The 18,147-nt window shown below is 58.9% G+C and carries 16 protein-coding genes; 7 read left to right on the forward strand and 9 right to left on the reverse strand.

Features of this window, described 5'->3' with window-relative positions; genetic code table 11:
- The first annotated feature begins 100 nt into the window (after positions 1 to 100).
- The 3 genes from CKW30_RS08320 to CKW30_RS08330 all read left to right on the forward strand — a co-directional run bounded on the left by CKW30_RS08320 (position 101) and on the right by CKW30_RS08330 (position 2,158).
- Positions 101 to 847, forward strand: coding sequence for a tRNA-uridine aminocarboxypropyltransferase (locus tag CKW30_RS08320; RefSeq protein ID WP_095180521.1), 747 nt, complete (start codon positions 101 to 103; stop codon positions 845 to 847).
- Between the two features lie 223 nt (positions 848 to 1,070).
- Positions 1,071 to 1,721, forward strand: a complete 651-nt coding sequence (gene erdR / locus CKW30_RS08325; RefSeq protein ID WP_016771412.1) for a response regulator transcription factor ErdR — start codon at positions 1,071 to 1,073, stop codon at positions 1,719 to 1,721.
- A 74-nt stretch (positions 1,722 to 1,795) separates the two neighbouring features.
- A complete protein-coding gene (locus CKW30_RS08330; RefSeq protein ID WP_003222276.1) occupies positions 1,796 to 2,158 on the forward strand; it encodes a diacylglycerol kinase in 363 nt (120 codons plus the stop codon).
- Here CKW30_RS08330 and CKW30_RS08335 read toward each other — a convergent pair.
- Positions 2,155 to 3,081 (reverse strand): LysR family transcriptional regulator, encoded by a 927-nt coding sequence (locus tag CKW30_RS08335; RefSeq protein ID WP_024011881.1) that lies wholly within the window; start codon positions 3,079 to 3,081, stop codon positions 2,155 to 2,157. The genes CKW30_RS08330 and CKW30_RS08335 overlap by 4 nt on opposite strands.
- Positions 3,082 to 3,213: 132 nt before the next feature.
- Here CKW30_RS08335 and fpr point away from each other — a divergent pair, with 132 nt between their 5' ends.
- Positions 3,214 to 3,993 (forward strand): ferredoxin-NADP reductase, encoded by a 780-nt coding sequence (gene fpr, locus CKW30_RS08340; protein WP_007908723.1) that lies wholly within the window; start codon positions 3,214 to 3,216, stop codon positions 3,991 to 3,993.
- A 179-nt stretch (positions 3,994 to 4,172) separates the two neighbouring features.
- On the opposite strand, the gene tsaA is transcribed toward fpr, so the two are convergent.
- The 6 genes from tsaA to rimO form a co-directional block, all read right to left on the reverse strand.
- Positions 4,173 to 4,871, reverse strand: coding sequence for a tRNA (N6-threonylcarbamoyladenosine(37)-N6)-methyltransferase TrmO (gene tsaA / locus CKW30_RS08345; protein ID WP_095180522.1), 699 nt, complete (start codon positions 4,869 to 4,871; stop codon positions 4,173 to 4,175).
- A 182-nt stretch (positions 4,872 to 5,053) separates the two neighbouring features.
- Positions 5,054 to 5,824 carry an SDR family oxidoreductase gene (locus CKW30_RS08350; RefSeq protein ID WP_056783313.1) on the reverse strand — a complete coding sequence of 257 codons (771 nt, stop codon included), beginning with the start codon at positions 5,822 to 5,824 and terminating at the stop codon, positions 5,054 to 5,056.
- 129 nt (positions 5,825 to 5,953) lie between these two features.
- A complete protein-coding gene (locus CKW30_RS08355) occupies positions 5,954 to 6,424 on the reverse strand; it encodes a DUF1456 family protein (protein WP_056783315.1) in 471 nt (156 codons plus the stop codon).
- A 70-nt stretch (positions 6,425 to 6,494) separates the two neighbouring features.
- The gene (locus tag CKW30_RS08360) at positions 6,495 to 7,205 is read right to left on the reverse strand and encodes an rRNA pseudouridine synthase (protein ID WP_095180523.1); all 711 of its coding nucleotides are present in this window, start codon (positions 7,203 to 7,205) and stop codon (positions 6,495 to 6,497) included.
- Positions 7,206 to 7,394: 189 nt separating this feature from the next.
- Positions 7,395 to 7,868, reverse strand: a complete 474-nt coding sequence (locus tag CKW30_RS08365; protein WP_095180524.1) for a GNAT family N-acetyltransferase — start codon at positions 7,866 to 7,868, stop codon at positions 7,395 to 7,397.
- Between the two features lie 435 nt (positions 7,869 to 8,303).
- The gene (gene rimO / locus CKW30_RS08370) at positions 8,304 to 9,641 is read right to left on the reverse strand and encodes a 30S ribosomal protein S12 methylthiotransferase RimO (protein WP_024011887.1); all 1,338 of its coding nucleotides are present in this window, start codon (positions 9,639 to 9,641) and stop codon (positions 8,304 to 8,306) included.
- A gap of 349 nt (positions 9,642 to 9,990) precedes the next feature.
- On the opposite strand from rimO, the gene CKW30_RS08375 reads away from it, so the two are divergent.
- The 3 genes from CKW30_RS08375 to CKW30_RS08385 all read left to right on the forward strand — a co-directional run bounded on the left by CKW30_RS08375 (position 9,991) and on the right by CKW30_RS08385 (position 12,598).
- Positions 9,991 to 11,832 carry a potassium transporter Kup gene (locus CKW30_RS08375; protein WP_371857548.1) on the forward strand — a complete coding sequence of 614 codons (1,842 nt, stop codon included), beginning with the start codon at positions 9,991 to 9,993 and terminating at the stop codon, positions 11,830 to 11,832.
- A gap of 176 nt (positions 11,833 to 12,008) precedes the next feature.
- A complete protein-coding gene (locus CKW30_RS08380; RefSeq protein ID WP_064393110.1) occupies positions 12,009 to 12,299 on the forward strand; it encodes a Phd-YefM in 291 nt (96 codons plus the stop codon).
- 11 nt (positions 12,300 to 12,310) lie between these two features.
- Positions 12,311 to 12,598 (forward strand): type II toxin-antitoxin system RelE/ParE family toxin, encoded by a 288-nt coding sequence (locus CKW30_RS08385; RefSeq protein ID WP_095180525.1) that lies wholly within the window; start codon positions 12,311 to 12,313, stop codon positions 12,596 to 12,598.
- Between the two features lie 65 nt (positions 12,599 to 12,663).
- Here the strand turns inward: CKW30_RS08385 and CKW30_RS08390 are convergent, their stop codons facing one another.
- Complete coding sequence (locus tag CKW30_RS08390) at positions 12,664 to 15,381, reverse strand: adenosine deaminase (protein ID WP_095180526.1); 2,718 nt, start codon at positions 15,379 to 15,381, stop codon at positions 12,664 to 12,666.
- A complete protein-coding gene (locus CKW30_RS08395; RefSeq protein WP_095180527.1) occupies positions 15,368 to 18,106 on the reverse strand; it encodes a hypothetical protein in 2,739 nt (912 codons plus the stop codon). The genes CKW30_RS08390 and CKW30_RS08395 overlap by 14 nt, the downstream gene beginning before the upstream one ends.
- Positions 18,107 to 18,147: the final 41 nt, after the last annotated feature.

Below are 18,147 nucleotides of genomic sequence, written 5' to 3' on the forward strand. Positions count from 1 at the left end.
GGTACAGGCTTGTGGCCGTCGCTCTGGTAAACTGCCGGCCTTTATTGCCCTGCCGAGTGTCGTTCGTGTCGAGTTTCCCTGTCTGCCGGTGTTGCCTGCGATGAACCATGCCCCCAACGCCGTGGCCCGCCTGCGCGATCAGCGCGAGGACGAAGGCATCAAGCCGATTCAGGCGCGCGGCTTTCGCTCCGAGCGTTGCCGCGATTGCCGAGTGATCATAAGTCATTGCCTGTGCGCGTGGCGGCCAAGCGTCGACACCCGCTCCGGCGTGTGCCTGATCATGACCGGCAAGGAAGTGTTCAAGCCAAGCAACACCGGTTGGCTGATTGCCGATGTGGTGCGCGACAACCATGCGTTCATCTGGTCACGCACCGAGCCCGACCCGCAGATGCTTGCACTGCTCAACGATCCGCAATGGCAGCCGTACCTGGTGTTTCCGGGTGAGTATGTCGAACCGTCGCGGGTGACCAACACGGTGACAGTCGATAGCAGCAAGCGCCCGCTGTTCATTTTGCTCGATGCGACCTGGACCGAGGCGCGCAAGATCTTTCGCAAGAGTCCGTATTTCGACCGCTTGCCAATCCTCAGCCTGCTGCCCGACAAACTCTCGCGCTATCGCTTGCGCCGTTCGACCCGCAGCGAGCACCTGTGCACCGCTGAAGTTGCGGCGTTGTGCCTGGAGCTGGCCGGTGACAGCGATGCCGCTTCGGCGCTGGACGCCTATTTCGATGTGTTCAGCCAGCATTACCTCGGTGCCAAGCAGCAACTGGACATGAATGAATCAACGCCCGCCCATGCCGAGCTGCTGCCCTATATACGAAAGCCGCAGCCGGAGTTGGCCCCATAGTGGCCCATACTGTCGACAGCGCTGGCCATCTTGCTTGACCACCCCGGCTGCGCTGGGCATGCTTGGCGCCGATTAGGGTGCGGCCAAGGTTTGAGACGCCGTGTTTGCTGTTGATTGGCGTCGAACGTGCCCCTGTGGATATCGCTTCCAAGCGTTGTCTCGAGTTGCTTTGGCCAGACCGGAATCTACCGCGTCTGCCATCAAAAACAGGATCATTTGAAAAATGGCCACATACGACATCCTGATTGCCGATGATCACCCCCTGTTTCGCAGCGCCCTGCACCAAGCGGTGACGCTGGGCCTTGGCCCGGACGTGCGACTGGTGGAGGTGGCGAGCATTGCCGAACTGGAAGCTCGCCTGACTGAAAAGGCTGACTGGGATCTGGTCCTGCTGGATCTGAATATGCCCGGCGCCTACGGTTTTTCCGGGCTGGTGCTGCTGCGCGGGCAGTATCCGCAGATTCCGGTGGTGATGGTCTCGGCCCAGGAAGAAGCTTCGGTGATGGTCAAATCCCGCGAGTTCGGCGCCAGTGGCTTCATTCCCAAATCCAGCGATCTGAGCGTGATTCAGGAAGCGGTGCGCAAGGTGCTCGATGGCGACGTGTTCTGGCCGCCGCAAGCGTTCGAAGCAGTCAGCGTGTCGGATGAGGCGAAAGCTGCCAGTGATGGCCTCGCCAGCCTGACGCCGCAACAGTTCCGCGTGCTGACCATGGTCTGCGAAGGTCTGCTGAACAAGCAGATCGCTTATGAGCTGAGCGTGTCGGAAGCGACCATCAAGGCCCACGTCACGGCGATCTTTCGCAAATTGAACGTGCGCACTCGCACGCAAGCGGCTTTACTGCTGCAACAACTTGAGTCAATTCCGAGCCAGTGATGGCTGGCGGTTTCACGCTTTTTTGACTTTCGTTGATCTAGCTTCCCCACACCTTTTTGGCTGGTTTCTTTCTTATGTCACCTTTCAAGGGCCAGACCGGCCTGAAACGCATCCTCAACGCGTCCGGCTATTCGCTCGATGGCCTGCGCGCCGCCTTCACTGGCGAAGCGGCATTCCGCCAACTGGTGCTGCTCAACGTGGTGCTGATTCCGCTGACATTCTTCCTCAATGTCAGCCGGGTCGAGCAGGCGCTGTTGATTGCCGTGTGTTTGCTGGCGCTGATTGTCGAGTTGCTGAATTCGGCGGTGGAAGCGGCCATTGACCGCATCTCGCTGGAATTGCACCCGCTGTCGAAAAACGCCAAGGACATGGGCAGTGCCGCGCAATTTGTCGCACTGAGCATGATCGCTTTGGTGTGGGCAGTGATTCTGCTTTAAGCAATCGTCGGCAAAACGATCTCGTCGCTGCGCTGCACCCCGGCGGTGAATGCTCGGCACAGCTCGAGAAACTCGCGCATCGCTGAAGTCTGGTACTTCTGTTTGTGCCAGATGAAATAGAACTGCCGGGCCAGGTCCAGATCCGGCGTCTCCACCGGCACCAGACTGCCGCGCCGGAAGGCATCGCGCAGCGCCAGCCGCGAAATGCAGCCAATCCCCAAGCCAGATTCCACTGCACGTTTGATCGCTTCGGTGTGTTCCAGCTCGAGACGAATATTCAGCGCGCTGCGATGGTGACGCATGGCCTGGTCGAAGGTCAGCCGCGTGCCGGAACCCTGTTCCCGCAGAATCCATGCCTCATGGGTCAGCTCTTCCATTGTCGCACTGCCGCGTTTGGCCAGCGGATGTTGCGGCGCACAAAACACCACCAGCTCATCCTCGACCCAACTCTGCACTTCGATGTCCGGGTGGCTGCAATCGCCTTCGATTAGACCCAGATCAATTTCGTAGTGGGCGACCTGTTGCACGATATTGGCAGTGTTCTGCACGTGCAGCTTGACCTGACTTTCCGGGTGGCGCTGCATGAAGCTGCCGATCAGCAGGGTGGCCAGATAGTTGCCTATGGTCAGCGTCGCCCCCACTGATAACGAGCCGAAACCGGATTTGCCATTAAGCAGGTCTTCGATTTCCTTGGCCTGGTCGAGCAGGGCCACCGCTTGCGGCAACAGCTGTTTGCCGAGGGCGTTGAGGCTCAGGCGTTTGCCGGCGCGGTCGAACAGCTGGCAGCTGGACTGGCGCTCGAGCTCGGTGATCGAAGTGCTGGCCGCCGATTGCGAGAGGTTGAGCAGACCCGCAGCACGGGATACGCTTTCCTGCTGGGCGACGGCAACGAAGACTTGCAGTTGACGGAGAGTAAATCGCATATCGATATAACCGATAACCCTTATCTTAATAATCCAGTTAACAGATATTGTCGTCGCTATTAGAATGCGATGCAATTGCGCACGTTGAGCCTCATTGAGCCGCGCAGACCAATCTCCAGGAGTCAAACGTACATGAGCAACATGAACCACGAGCGTGTCCTCAGTGTTCATCACTGGAACGACACTCTGTTCAGCTTCAAGTGCACCCGCGATCCGGGCCTGCGCTTCGAGAACGGTCAGTTCGTGATGATCGGCCTGCAACAGCCCAACGGCCGCCCGCTTATGCGCGCTTACTCGATCGCCAGCCCGAACTGGGAAGAGCATCTCGAGTTCTTCAGCATCAAAGTGCAGGACGGTCCGCTGACCTCCCAGCTGCAGCACTTGAAGGAAGGCGACGAGATCATCATCTCGAAGAAGCCTACCGGCACGCTGGTTCTTGATGACCTGAACCCGGGCAAGCACCTGTACCTGCTGAGCACCGGCACCGGTCTGGCGCCGTTCATGAGCGTCATTCAGGACCCGGAAACCTACGAGCGCTTTGAGAAAGTGATCCTGGTTCACGGTGTGCGTTACGTCAACGAAGTGGCCTACCGCGAGTTCATCACCGAGCACCTGCCGCAGAACGAGTTCTTCGGCGAGGCGCTGCGTGACAAGCTGATCTACTACCCGACCGTGACCCGCGAGCCGTTCGAGAATCAGGGCCGCCTGACCGACCTGATGCGCAGCGGCAAGCTGTTCAGCGACATCGGCCTGCCACCGATCAACCCGCAGGACGACCGCGCAATGATCTGCGGCAGCCCGAGCATGCTCGACGAGACCAGCGAAGTGCTCGACAGCTTCGGCCTGAAGATCTCGGCGCGGATGCGCGAGCCGGGTGATTACCTGATCGAGCGTGCATTCGTCGAGAAGTAAGCGCCACAAAAAGCCCCCATTGCCTTGGCAGGCAATGGGGGCTTTTTTATGCCCGAAGCATTTCCTTCATGCCTGCCACGATCCAAGGAGCTGCCGAAGGCTGCGATCTTTTGATCTTGCTTTTTAAAATCAAGATCAAAAGATCGCAGCCTTCGGCAGCTCCTACACTGGGCGTGGTTTCAGGCTGTGGCCGGGATGACTTCCAGCACGCGGATCTGTTCGGGCGTCGGGTAATGCCAGCGCACGTCCAGATCCCAGAACTGCGCACCATATTCACGTTCCGGCGCCGGTGTCTGATACGCCGGACGCGGATCCTGCGCCAGGCACTGCTCGATCAACTCAACCAATGGCTCTTCAAGCCGCTGAGCGTGGGTGTGCGCTTGTTTCAAGGCTGACTCCACCCACTGGACGTCGATCAACTGCGGCGCCGCGCTGGCGATGTCATTGGTTGCCCCAGGGATGATGTCGGCATACGGCACATACGGTTTGATATCCAGCACCGGCGTGCCGTCGAGCAGATCGATCCCGGAGATAAACAGCCGATTACCTTCGACCCTGTCCAGCTTCACCACCGACTGGCCAATGCCGTTCGGCCGGTGCGTGGCGCGGGTGGCGAACACGCCCATCGACTTGTTGCCGCCCAGGCGTGGCGGGCGCACTTTCAGTCGCGGTTTGTCTTCCAGGGCCTGATGGAACAGAAACAACAGCCACACATGGCTGACCTGCTCCAGCCCCTGCACGGCGTCACCCTGGTCGAACGGCGCGACCAGTTCCAGCACGCCACGGGCGGCCGGGGCCAGTTGTGGCTGGCGGGGGATGGCGAACTTCTCCTTGAAGCAGGAGCGCACGAAGCCGATGGGGGAGACGCTGTAAGTCATGGTCTGGGATCGAAGCGGGTAGGGCGGGCATGATAACCCGGCTCGCTTCAAGTCTGGTGGTGACAGGGCGGACGCCATCGCTGGCAAGCCAGCTCCCACAGGTTTTTGAGTGAACCTGGATTGTTCAAACACCCAAGAACCCTGTGGGAGCTGGCTTGCCAGCGATAGTCACACCGCCGATGTCAGAGGCTGAACCCACCATCAAGAGGAATGATGTTCCCGGTCATATAAGCCCCCGCCGTACTCGCCAGGCTGATCGCCAGCGCCGCCATCTCTTCCTCACGCCCCCAGCGCTTCATCGGAATCAGCGCAGTATCCTCAGCCAATGCCTGCTCATCATTACCAATATGCTGGGTCATCTTGCTCGGAAAGCGTCCCGGCGCAATCACGTTGACGTTGATGTGCTGGCTCACCAGTTCTCGCGCCAGAATGCGCGATAACTGATGCAGGGCGGCCTTGCTCGGCCCATAGGCATATGCCTGCTCGCCAAACGAAGAAATCCCCGCCACCGAACCGATATTGATGATCCGCGCCGGATTCGCCGCCGAACCAGCCTTGCGCAGCAACGGCAGAAACTGCTGGATGCAACTGAACACCGACGTCACGTTGAGCTGCATGACCTTTTCCCAGCCCTTGACCGGATAACTCTCCAGCGGCGCGCCCCAGGTGGTGCCGGCATTGTTCACCAGAATGTCCAGATGAGTGATCTGCTCGCCCAGGCGCGCGGCCAGTTCCCGCACGCCTTCTTCAGTGGCCAGATTCGCCGCCACGCCGTGGCAAGTGCCGAAGGCACTGAGTTCTTGCGCCGTTTGATGACAGGCTTCGGCGTCGCGGGAGCAGACGAACACTCGGGCGCCAGCCTCGACAAAGGCCTTGGCGATCATTTTGCCGATACCACGGGTGCCGCCGGTCACCAGAGCGGTGCGGCCTTGCAGGGAAAAGTAGGGATGCATGGCGAGTCCTGAGGGCTAGGGGTCAATACACCCTAGTCGCCAGCCGCAAAAAACGGAGCCACTATTTTCGAAGGGAATGAACGGTCATGCGCTGCGGTGGCGACCATCAGTCGCCACCGCAGAAGGGCATCAGGCCGGGCGAACGCGCAGGGTCAGACCCTTGAGGAAGTTACGCAGCAACTGATCGCCACACGGCCGATAGTTGGTGTGGCCGACCTTGCGGAACAGCGCGCTCAGTTCAGGCTTGGATACCGGAAACTCGGCGGCCTTGAGGATCGCGTGCATGTCGTCTTCTTTCAGTTCGAAGGCCACACGCAGTTTTTTCAGGATGATGTTGTTGGTCACCGGCACTTCGATCGGCTGCGGCGGACGGCTTTCGTCCTTGCCGCGTTTGAAGATCACCAGGCCGTCGAGGAAGTGCGCGATGACTTCGTCCGGGCAGCGTACGAAGCCTTCTTCGTCTTCTTCTTTCTTGTCGAGCCAGGTGATGACATCGGCGAGCGTGACGTCCATGCCGCCCAGTTTGATGATCTCGACAACTTTCTTGTCGCTGATGTCGAGCATGTAGCGCACGCTGCGCAGTACGTCGTTATGAACCATGTCGGTATTCCTGATGCGTTGTGGGCAGCGCTCGCGGGCGCTGCCGGAATGTGTGGCGGCAATGGAAGTTCTAGAACTTCTCTTTGCCGGACAGGTAGCGCCATTGGCCAACCGGGACCTTGCCGATCGACACGCCGCCGATGCGGATGCGGCGGATGCCGATGACCTTCAGGCCGACCGCTTCGCAGAACTGCGCGATGATTCCCGGCTGCGGGTTTTTCATGGCGAAGCGCAGGCGGTTTTCGTTCTGCCAGCTGGCCTTGACCGGCGGCAGCTCCTTGCCCTTGTGCGTCAGGCCATGTTGCAGGCGGTTGAGGCCGTGGGCAGCCATCTCACCTTCGACTTCGACGATGTATTCCTGCTCGATCTTCGCCGCGTCGGCGGTGAGTTTGCGCAGGATTTTCCAGTCCTGGGTGAACACCAGCAGGCCGCTGGCCTTGGGCTGCAGGTCGGCGCTGGCGGTCAGGCGCAGGAAATGCCCGCGCAACGGACGCTTGCCGTAGCGATGCTCTTCGCTGAGGGTTTCGGCGCTGAGCGATTGCATGGCGCTGTCGACATCCATGCCGGCGGGCGCGTTAAACAGGATGGTCACCGGCTCCGGCGCGGTGGCCTTGGCGTCCTTGTCGAGCTCGACCTTTTGCTCGCCGACCTTGAATTGCGGCTCATCGATGACTTCGCCGTCCACGGTGACCCAGCCGCCCTCGATGAACAGCTCGGCCTCCCGGCGGGAGCAACCGACCAGTTCGATGAGGCGTTTGGAGAGGCGGATCGGGTCAGTCATGACGGGGCCGTAACAAAAAAGGGGTGGGCATTGTACCTGTGTGGAAGCGGTTAAGCCCGGTTCCATTTGCAGGGTGTTGGTATTCCCTGTGGGAGCTGGCTTGCCTGCGATGGTATCAACTCGGTATTTCTCGTACACCGCGGCGTCTGCATCGCTGGCAAGCCAGCTCCCACAGGGTTCCAGGTTGTGTCAGGCATGGTTCGCGCGCTGTTGGGACTGCCGCAAGCGCATATGCAGTAGCGGATACGGCTGGCCCATGCCATCGACCTCGGAGCGGCCGATCACCTCGAAGCCCTGTTTCTCGTAAAAGCCCAAGGCTTGCGGATTCTGTTCGTTGACGTCGAGTTCATCGGCATTGAGCCGTTCGATCGCATAGCGGAGCAATTGCTTGCCCAGTCCCTGACCACGATGGTCGGGATCGATGAACAGCATTTCAATCTTGCCCGCCGCGACACCGGCAAACCCGGTGATGCGCTGCTGGCGGTCCTTGGTGCAGATCAGCATTACCGCGTCGAGATAGCGGGTGAGCACCAGATTGCGCAGCAGCTCGATATAGCTGTCCGGCAGGAACCGATGAGTTGCACGGACCGAGGCCTCCCAGACCCGGGTCAGTTCTTCGTAATCGCTGATTTTCGGTGTGTGGATGACCGAATGCTGACGCATGTGCGTGTGCCTCTTGTGCGGTTCAAGGGAGTCCGTCCCCCGCTAAACGATAGCCGCAAAAAAGCCCCGTATCTCGGAAAAGAGCGGGGCTTTTTGGATTTGTTGCGGTGTCTGGCTGGCTATTTCTGTCGCCAGCAAGATCTCTCCCCCTCACCCCAACCCTCTCCCCCAGAGGGGGCGAGGGGGAAGGGAGCTGATCTTCGTGCTGTTCAAAGCCTGAGTTCGACTCGATATTTCAAGTCGCCGTCATTCTGAAGAGCACCTCGATCAGTCCCTTCTCCCCCAGAGAGGGCGAGGGGGAAGGGAGCTGAACTTCGTGCTTTTCAAACCTGAGTTCGACCGGATAGCTCAGGTCGATGTACCTAGAAAGAACAACACGGTCAGCTCCCTCTCCCTCTGGGAGAGGGCTGGGGTGAGGGGCTTTTGATCTTCAGATCAGATCTGCTCAGCCCACAGATCATATTCGTCAGCGTCAGTCACCTTGCACCAGACCTTGTCGCCCGGCTTCAGATTGCTGCCGTTGTCGATAAACACGTTGCCATCGATTTCCGGGGCGTCGAAGAAGCAACGGCCGACCGCGCCTTGCTCGTCCACCTCGTCCACCAGCACTTCGATCTCACGACCAATGCGCATCTGCAGACGTGCCGAGCTGATCGCCTGCTGGTGCGCCATGAAGCGCTCCCAACGATCCTGCTTGACGTCGTCCGGTACCACTTCCAGATCCAGATCGTTGGCCGGAGCGCCATCGACCGGCGAGTACTGGAAGCAGCCGACGCGGTCGAGCTGGGCTTCGGTCAGCCAGTTGAGCAAGTACTGGAAGTCTTCTTCGGTTTCGCCCGGGAAGCCGACGATGAAGGTCGAACGGATGATCAGGTCCGGGCAGATTTCGCGCCAGTTCTTGATGCGCGCCAGGGTCTTGTCTTCGAACGCCGGGCGTTTCATCGACTTCAGGACTTTCGGGCTGGCGTGCTGGAACGGGATGTCCAGGTACGGCAGGATCTTGCCGGCGGCCATCAGCGGGATCAGCTCGTCGACGTGCGGGTACGGGTAAACGTAGTGCAAGCGTACCCAAACGCCCAGCGTGCTCAGCGCTTCGCACAGTTCGGTCATGCGGGTTTTCACCGGCGCGCCGTTCCAGAAGCCGGTGCGGTATTTCACGTCGACGCCGTAGGCGCTGGTGTCTTGCGAGATCACCAGCAGCTCTTTGACGCCGGATTTGACCAGGCGCTGCGCCTCGTCGAGCACATCACCGACCGGACGGCTGACCAGTTTGCCGCGCATCGACGGGATGATGCAGAACGAGCAGCTGTGGTTGCAGCCTTCGGAAATCTTCAGGTACGCGTAGTGGCGCGGGGTCAGTTTGATGCCTTGCGGCGGCACCAGGTCGATCAGCGGGTTGTGATCCTGACGCGGCGGCACCACTTCGTGCACGGCGTTGACCACTTGCTCGTACTGCTGCGGGCCGGTCACGGCCAGCACGCTCGGGTGTACGTCGCGGATGTTGCCTTCTTCCACGCCCATGCAGCCGGTAACGATGACCTTGCCGTTTTCCTTGATCGCTTCGCCGATCACTTCCAGCGACTCGGCCTTGGCCGAATCGATGAAACCGCAGGTGTTGACCACCACGACGTCGGCGTCCTGATAGGTGGACACCACGTCATAGCCTTCCATGCGCAGCTGGGTCAGGATGCGCTCGGAGTCGACCAGTGCTTTCGGGCAACCCAGAGATACAAAGCCAACCTTTGGATTGGCCGGCGCAGGAGTGGTGGACATGTCTAACCTCGGTGTTTTGTGACGTCGCTTGCTTGGTGCGCAAGCCGACGGATGGGCGCTTAGGGCGCGCCTCTGATCAAAAAGTGCGCAATTCTAGCGGCGGGCAACGCACTTGACCAGCTTTATACGGGGAAATACGACGAGTGCTGCGCTATGCTTCGCGCCGTTGAGCTTTACCGATTTCGTGCAGTCAATCATTGGTCTGTAACAACAGGTAAAACAGCGCATGCTGCAACTCAAAGCATAGTGCTTCCTTCAAAGAAGCCGGTATCGAGATCAGGAGTGTTGGATGGGTCAGGCAAGTAGTCATGCGGCGGGCGCCGAGGGTTCGGCGAGCAGACCGCTGAGCATGCTGGTCGCGGCGGTCGGGGTGGTTTATGGCGACATCGGCACGAGCCCGTTGTACACCCTCAAGGAAGTGTTTTCCGGCGGATACGGTGTGCCGGTCAATCACGACGGCGTACTCGGCATTCTGTCGTTGATTTTCTGGTCGCTGATCTGGGTGGTCTCGATCAAGTACATGATGTTCGTGCTGCGCGCCGACAACCAGGGCGAGGGCGGCATCATGGCCCTCACCGCACTGGCACGGCGGGCAGCGGCGGGGCGCAAGCGCCTGCGCACGCTGCTGGTAGTCTGCGGGCTGATCGGCGCGGCGCTGTTCTACGGCGACAGCATGATCACTCCGGCTATCTCGGTGTTATCAGCGATCGAAGGCCTCGGCCTGGCGTTCGACGGCATTGATCACTGGGTGGTGCCGCTGTCCCTGGTCGTGCTGGTCGCGTTGTTTCTGATCCAGCGCCACGGTACCGCGCGGATCGGCATCCTGTTCGGGCCGATCATGGTCACCTGGTTTGTCGTCCTCGGCGCCCTCGGCGTGTATGGCATCAGCCATACCCCGGAAGTGCTGCACGCGATCAATCCGATGTGGGCGGTGAATTTCTTCATCGTGCATCCGGGCATGGGCGTGGCGATTCTCGGCGCCGTGGTGCTGGCGCTGACCGGCGCCGAAGCGCTGTACGCCGACATGGGCCACTTTGGCCGCAAGCCGATCGCTCGCGCCTGGTTCTTGCTGGTGCTGCCGGCGCTGGTGCTGAATTACTTTGGCCAGGGTGCGTTGCTGCTGGAAAATCCTGACGCCGCGCGCAACCCGTTCTATCTGCTGGCACCGAGCTGGGCGCTGATTCCGCTGGTCGGCCTGTCGACACTGGCCACGGTGATCGCCTCGCAAGCGGTGATTTCCGGCGCATTCTCCCTGACCCGTCAGGCGATCCAGCTCGGCTACATCCCGCGCATGTACATCCAGCACACCTCCAGCGACGAGCAGGGCCAGATCTACATCGGCGCGGTGAACTGGGCGCTGATGGTCGGCGTGGTGCTGCTGGTGATCGGCTTCGAATCCTCTGGCGCACTGGCCTCGGCTTATGGCGTGGCGGTGACCGGCACCATGCTGATGACCACCATTCTGGTGTCGGCGGTCATGCTGCTGCTGTGGAAATGGCCACCGATTCTTGCGGTACCGGTGCTGCTTGGCTTCCTGCTGGTGGACGGCCTGTACTTCGCCGCCAACGTGCCGAAGATCGTTCAGGGCGGCGCCTTCCCGGTGATCGCCGGTATCGCCCTGTTCGTGCTGATGACCACCTGGAAGCGCGGCAAACAACTGCTGGTCGAACGCCTCGACGAAGGCGCGCTGCCGCTGCCGATCTTCATCAGCAGCATCCGCGTACAACCCCCGCATCGCGTACAGGGCACGGCGGTGTTCCTCACTGCCCGCTCCGATGCCGTGCCGCACGCGCTGTTGCACAACCTGCTGCATAATCAGGTGCTGCATGAGCAAGTGGTGTTGCTGACGGTGGTCTACGAAGACATCCCGCGTGTGCCGCCATCCCGTCGCTTCGAAGTCGAAGCGCACGGGGAGGGCTTCTTCCGGGTGATCCTGCACTTTGGTTTCACCGACGAGCCGGACGTGCCGCAGGCGTTGAAACTGTGCCACCTCGAAGACCTCGACTTCAGCCCGATGCGTACCACTTACTTCCTCAGTCGCGAGACGGTGATCGCCTCGAAACTCGAGGGCATGGCGCGTTGGCGTGAGGCGCTGTTTGCGTTCATGTTGAAGAATGCCAATGGCAATCTGCGGTTCTTTAATTTGCCGCTGAACCGGGTGATTGAGCTCGGCACGCAGGTGGAGATGTAGCCTGCGCCTCAACTGAAAAGCCCCCGTCAGCCTTGTGGCTGACGGGGGCTTTTTTGTGGATGTCTGGTCTACCGGATATTCGGTCGGTGGCTGGAAACAACCAGTTGCACTGTGTTTAATTCAACGCAATACTCTGTGCATTATTGTGCCCAGCAGCAAGCGATTGAGAGGTAGTTATGACGGCATTATTAGAGCGCGCTGACCAGGCAATTTCCGTCACTGCGATGGTCAGGAGCTTCAGTGCGAAGCTCAAGGAGATATCCAGTCGTGCGACTGAGCGCTTGGTCATCTTCAAAGACAATCAACCGGCAGCGGTCATCATCAATGTGCAGGCCTATCAAGAGATGCTGGATGAGCTCGAGAACCTGCGCATCGAAGCGGCAGCCCGGGAGCGATTGATCAATTTTGATCCGGCCCAGGCGGTCAGCCATGACGATATGCGGGCTCGGTATGCTAGGAAGGACTAAAGGAGTGCTGGATGGTTTGGGGAGTGGTTTATCATCCGGAAGTCCAAGGGGATCTGGATCAATTGGGATCAGCAGCTGCCAACCGGATACTGGATGTGATCGATGAACGGATCATCCATGGCGAGCCGGACAAAAGTGGCAAGCCTCTGAGGGCCAGTCTTGCGGGGTGCAGACGAATTCGAACGGGCGACACGCGAATCGTTTATCGAGTCGATGGTCGGGCCATCCAAGTGTTGATCGTTGCGGTGGGGGCTCGACGTGACGAAGAGGTGTATGGCGCTGCTGAAAAGCGCCTCTAAACAATAAGCCCGTTTCGGCCTTGCGGCTGGCAGGGGCTTTGGTTTTTCGCGTTTCTGTCTGGTATTCAGAAACGGAATTGCTTGGCTTCCACGCACATCCGCCGCAGTAATTCCTTGGCGTTTTCGGGCGACATCACATGCGCGTGCAGCATGCGCGAAAGGTGCGCGTATTCCAGGCGCAGTCCCGTGGCAAAAATCCCCGGATCGTCCGAGCCGATGACCACGCTGACGGGACCGTCGACCGGATGTTTGCCCAAACCCAGCCAGTTGCGGGCGTGGTGATCGTTGTAGCGCTTGTGGATGCTGATCCGCAGGTTGCTGCTCGGCAGCGTTTCAATCGCAATCGAGCGCTCGCGCAGCAAACGCAGCACCGCGTTCTGGATGGCGCGGATGACTTTGGGGCGCAGCACATCGTTTTCCCTTGAAACGACCACGTCTTCGCGGCCGGCCTTCAGCTCCTCGGTACTCGCGTCGACGCCGTGTCTGCGCAGGAAGTGCTTGAGTGCGTTGGCGTTGCGTTGACGGGCGTTGGCAAAGCAGCGAGCTTCGAAGCGTCGATTGGGGTCCACATCGTCCACGCTCACGTTTTGCGCCAATGGATCGAGGGAGCGCAGCTTCCACGATTCGGCGAGGAGGTCCGGAGTGATGCGTGGCTCGTTCCAGATTTTCATCGACAGGCGCTGAATCTCCGCTTCAATCAACGGCAGGCTATCAACGTGGGTGCGGGTCAACAGCAGCATTTCTCTGGCGAATACCAAGTCGTCCAGACGCTCTTCGGCCGGCATGACCACGTAGCCGCTGACTGCTTGCCACCACGCTTTCGGATCCAGTCCGGAAGCTGTGCCATGGCCGATCCGGCAGCCCGCATCGAAGTCGAGAAAGACCACCGCCTCGTGGATTGCGCGTATTCCGGAGGCAATGTGCCCGAAGTCTTCTCCGGCATGATAGGTAAAGCGACGGATCCCGGCTTGGCGCATGCGTCGGAACACCGGGGCGAATACTTCGGGGCCGGCGTGACGTTCGTTGCTGGCGGCATCGATGCCACGAATCAGCGTTTCGAGTCCAGGGGTGCGCTGAATCAACGCCACAAGTGCTCGCGCACGCTGGTCGGACTCGCGGCGCACTTTCGCGTCCCGGCAAATCGCGCGCAGTTTGTCCCCGGTGAAGAAGCTTTCGCGCTCCTTCTTGTCACTCTGCTTGACGAAGTGCGGTACCAGCGCCAGGCGTAAGCGTCGGGACGAGCGGGAGGTGTGGCTGTGACCTGGTTGCTCTGGCGAAATGCCAGGCCATTGGTCATCGCCTTTTTCCAGCCGACGGACCCGCCTAAGCAAGTCCGAAAGTGAGCGGTACTCGCGTGCTTCGCGCATCACCCCGGCCGGTCGGTCCACTCCTTCGCCGAGAAACTCCAGATAACCGCGCAAGATTAATCCCAGCAATTTTGCGCTGTCATCGGGCGTCATTTTCGGGGTGAAACGACCTTCCAAGAAGTCCACGCCTTTTTGCTGCCCGCGTTCGATCTGGCGGAACCGCTCGGCGTAGTCCTTTTCTGTCGCTTCGCGCAACTCGTTGAGGGTGATGCTTTGAAACTGATCGAAGCCTTTCTGATCCGCTTGCTGGATAAGCAAACGACAGAACTGCGCTCGTAGCAGGGCGTAGTGCCATAGGAGCAGACCGCTGGTGTGGTCCATGCGGTTCTGATCGAAGCCTTTGAACAGCGCGATCAGTTGCCAGGCTTCCTTGACCACTTTGGGCGTGCGCGAAGAAAGCCGTTGCAGACAGTGTTCCTGGGCGCGTCGATAGGCCGCGACTGGCGGCTCGGCAAACTTCGGCTCGTCCCTTGAAGTAGCCCGGTTCAACAAGCGTGCTTTGAGCGCGGCGGCAGCTTGGGTCCGCAGCATCAGTCGCTCCGGTGAAAGGTCCGGGTCTTCTTGTTGCAGCAGGCGTTTCACACCGTTGCCGATCGCTACCCTGATGCCGATATCTTGTTTGATGGTCTTGGCCGTCAGGCCACCGACCACCTGGTCCGGCCGTTCCAGCGCATCGAACCAGACCTTTTCCGCCTCGGTGGTGCCGTTGAGGTGCATATGCGTTTCGTCCAGCCCCTCGGTCCGGCACAGGTGATCGAGGAATGGATCATCGTCTACCGGCAAGGTGGAATCGCACAGCCATGCGTTAATCCGCACGACAGCGCGCTGCAACTCCTCAGCTGACGGCGTGGCGCAGGACAAGTACAGATGCTGCGCCATCCAGGCCGAGGTGATCAGCAGCGGCGGAACCACCAGCACCAGATCCTGCCACGGCTCCAGCAGCCGGGTGCGCACCCGGATCGAACCGTCGTTACCCTCGCACAGGAACATGTCACCGAGGCACTCCAACAGTTCCGGCAGGTTGCCATTAAGATCATCTTCTGTGTCTTTCTGCGGTTTTTGCGGGCGGCCCAGGCACGGGCTGCCCGGATACTGATCGGGCACTGCGGCGCGGCCGTTGATCCGCTTCAAGATCCGCGCAATCCGGTTTTCTACCCCTTCATCCGTCAGCCCAGGATGCAGTCGGCGCATTTCCAAGAAACGTCCGGTGCTGTGCGCATCGTTGAGGATGGCCTGTTGCTGCGGAGTGAAATGCCTGGCTACTTCGACCTTGGCGGGCGCTGATTGCGCCATGCGCTCGAAGGCGCGCAACAGATCGAGGTTGCCCAGCACGCACTTGGCGTAGTCCACCAACTCACGAGCCTCAAACAGCTCGTTGGCGAGGGGCGAGGACTGCTTGGATTTATTTCGTGACATTGCGTGGCACGACGTTGAGGACATCGTAGAAGCCAGAAACTGTCACTGAACGCTGGTTGCCAGATTGAACGATCGGGCCGATTTTGATCGGGATTGCCGGCGGCACCAGCCAGATCCCAAAGTCTGCGTTGACCTTGAAATTTTCCGCTTCCTGACTGCCTTTCCCACCTTGCCATTCTTCCAGCGCTGCGGATGCTGCCAAACTCAATGGGTTGGGGGCCCATTCAAGTAAATTGTCGTCGTCGTGAGGGTTCAGGAAGGCCCAGATTAGCGGGCAAGACAGGACAATGATTGCTAAGGGATGAAGTGATACCTCCGTCCCGGCTGCCTGGATACGTCCCAAAGCCTCGATCAAAGGTCGGTCAGAAGTTTTTGGACTTTCCTTACGCCCCGGCAAGCCAGAGGTCTGTACGAGGATACCGTGGAGGATGTTGGTGATCTGCCGATGTAGGATTTGCCCACTTTTCCAAGAGGATGTGACCTTTTCGTCCAGGTCCATTAGGTCATCGTGGATGCGTGACGCAATGCTGCCCAACATCGCTGGAGAAACAGCGGCATCAAGATGGATGTCGCGAGCAAAGGCGTGCCAATCCTTGAGGTTTTTCGCAAAGATGTCGAAATCTCGATCTTCCGAAACGCCTGCCGCATCCTCCTCGACCCTCAATTCTTCATCGCTCGGGTCGTCGTCGATCTCGGGCGAAAAATTGGCCTCGTCCTGAGTTTTATCGCGTTTGAAGGGAGGAATGGTGGCCGACACTGCGCATGAAGTCAGATCGCCAATGTCGCTGGACATCAACAGATCCCCAATCACGGCGAACAGGGAGAGCGCTGACAATGATCGGAATATTTCACCTCGCGCGCTGAAGCGTTTGTATGAGATCAGTTTCAGCACATCGCTGAATTTTCCAGTGCGATCCTGTATGAGGTCGTCGATTGAAAACCAACTTACATTTTGACGAATCTGCAGGTCGCCATAATCTGCGTTATATACGTGGCAAATCCAGTTCGCGGTCGCAGCGTTGATTTCTGATCCTGTCAGATTGTAGAGATCAGTGACTGTCGGCCGATCAGTACCTTTCACCGGGGCACTTAAACCATACACACGAAGTAGATTTTCTTTTTGAGTAAGTCTGTTAGTCAGCCCGACGGAGCCGAATGAGCTGGCGGGTATTCTCCCGACTTCGTTGCGGCGGGACCTGTCGATGGTGCCGATACGAGCGGCGATTTCCGGTAGTGACGGGGATGCGGTGGTCCAGAGAAAGCGGAAGATCGAAACGCGGGTTTCTTTGTCGCTATTCTCTGGGCGCCGCATCATCGTGACGGGCAGCGCGAGTGCAAACAGCGCCCTCAAAGCCCCTCCGTTATGCGCCTCAATCCCTTGCGCAAGTGCCAGCGCCAAGCAATGAAGTACAACGGCTCTTACCGGATCAACCGGAACCCCGAACGACAGCAAATCGGCTGCGTCGTCCTGTTTGCACAGCCACTCGAAAGCAGATCTCAGGGCGTGATCGAAATTACCGCGTTCAAGCAGGTTGGTTGGAACCTGGCTGGTTCGAAGCCGAGTTTCAAACACTCGCAAAATCATTTGGCGACTGGCTTTTATGTCGTCTTGATTAAGTGCGCGCAGATAGCCGATTACTAGGCGAAGGTGCTCCATCGAGATGAAGTCGAAGAACCGCTGCGGCTGACCTTCCTTTTCCAGCAACAGCTTGCGGATCTGTTTATTAGCCCAAAAAGCCAGGTTCACAGGCTCCGGAGTCTTGCCTGAATCCACAAGTACTTCCGATCCGAGCATGATGCCACCCAGAGGTAGCATCGCAATCCGGTTCTGCGGAGGTACGATCTTCAGAAGATATTGTTCTTCCAGTTCGAGTACCGCGTGGCCAAGATGTTGTTTGTCTCCGCCAATGATTTCGGAATCGTGTCGCAGCACTTCTTTGCCAAACGTGCTGTAAATGTTTCGTCGTAGCAGTCGACCGTACAGATCGGGGTCGCCCGACAGAAGGAGGACAAGACGCGGGGAGGTCAGGTACTTGCGGATGGTTTCGAGAATGGTGTGACCATGGGTGAAGTTCGTATCGACATCGTCAAAGGCCAACACAAAAGCTTTCTTTTTCAGCATGTTCAGCGCTGTCTCGAGATACACGCCAAACTTGAGCTCGAACAAGCGCCCTTTCTTTGCTTTATGTAGCCCGCGGCTCATCACCCAGTCCGCGTCTTCCCACTCGCTGCCGTAAGCCGAACTCGAGCCAATTCCATCGAGCAACCCTAATCCTTCAGACAACGATTGGCGGGCCGTCTGCATTTGACCGTTTTTATCTGCAACGTCTTTGATTGCAGCCTCGATCATCGAAAGGATGACGATCACGATATGTTCTTTGGTTTCGATTAGGGTTGGATCAATCATCGGCAGTACATGAAGATCGCTTGCTTTGCCGGCAATATCCTTATCTGTTCCATCTTGTAGACGTTGAAGCGCGTTCAGCAGAAAAGTGGTTTTGCCGCTGCCTCGACCACCCTGAACAAGAATCGCGTTGTGCGGGCGTGGATAGCTCAATGAAGTTTCGCTGAACTCGGAGTGGGGTTTAGTTGGAATGCCATCCAGCTGTTCACTGATGAGTCTGTCCAGACGCGTGAGAGCAACTGTCTGCAGTATGTCGTCGGGTTTTTCCAACCTTTCCTTTTCGCTCTTGGATAGGTTGATTACCAGCGGCGTCTCAATCATTTCGGCTTCCTTTCCTGAAAAATAGGAAGAGTTTACTTGGA

This window comes from Pseudomonas sp. Irchel 3F6 (assembly GCF_900187595.1).
Taxonomy (GTDB): Bacteria; Pseudomonadota; Gammaproteobacteria; order Pseudomonadales; family Pseudomonadaceae; genus Aquipseudomonas; species Aquipseudomonas siliginis.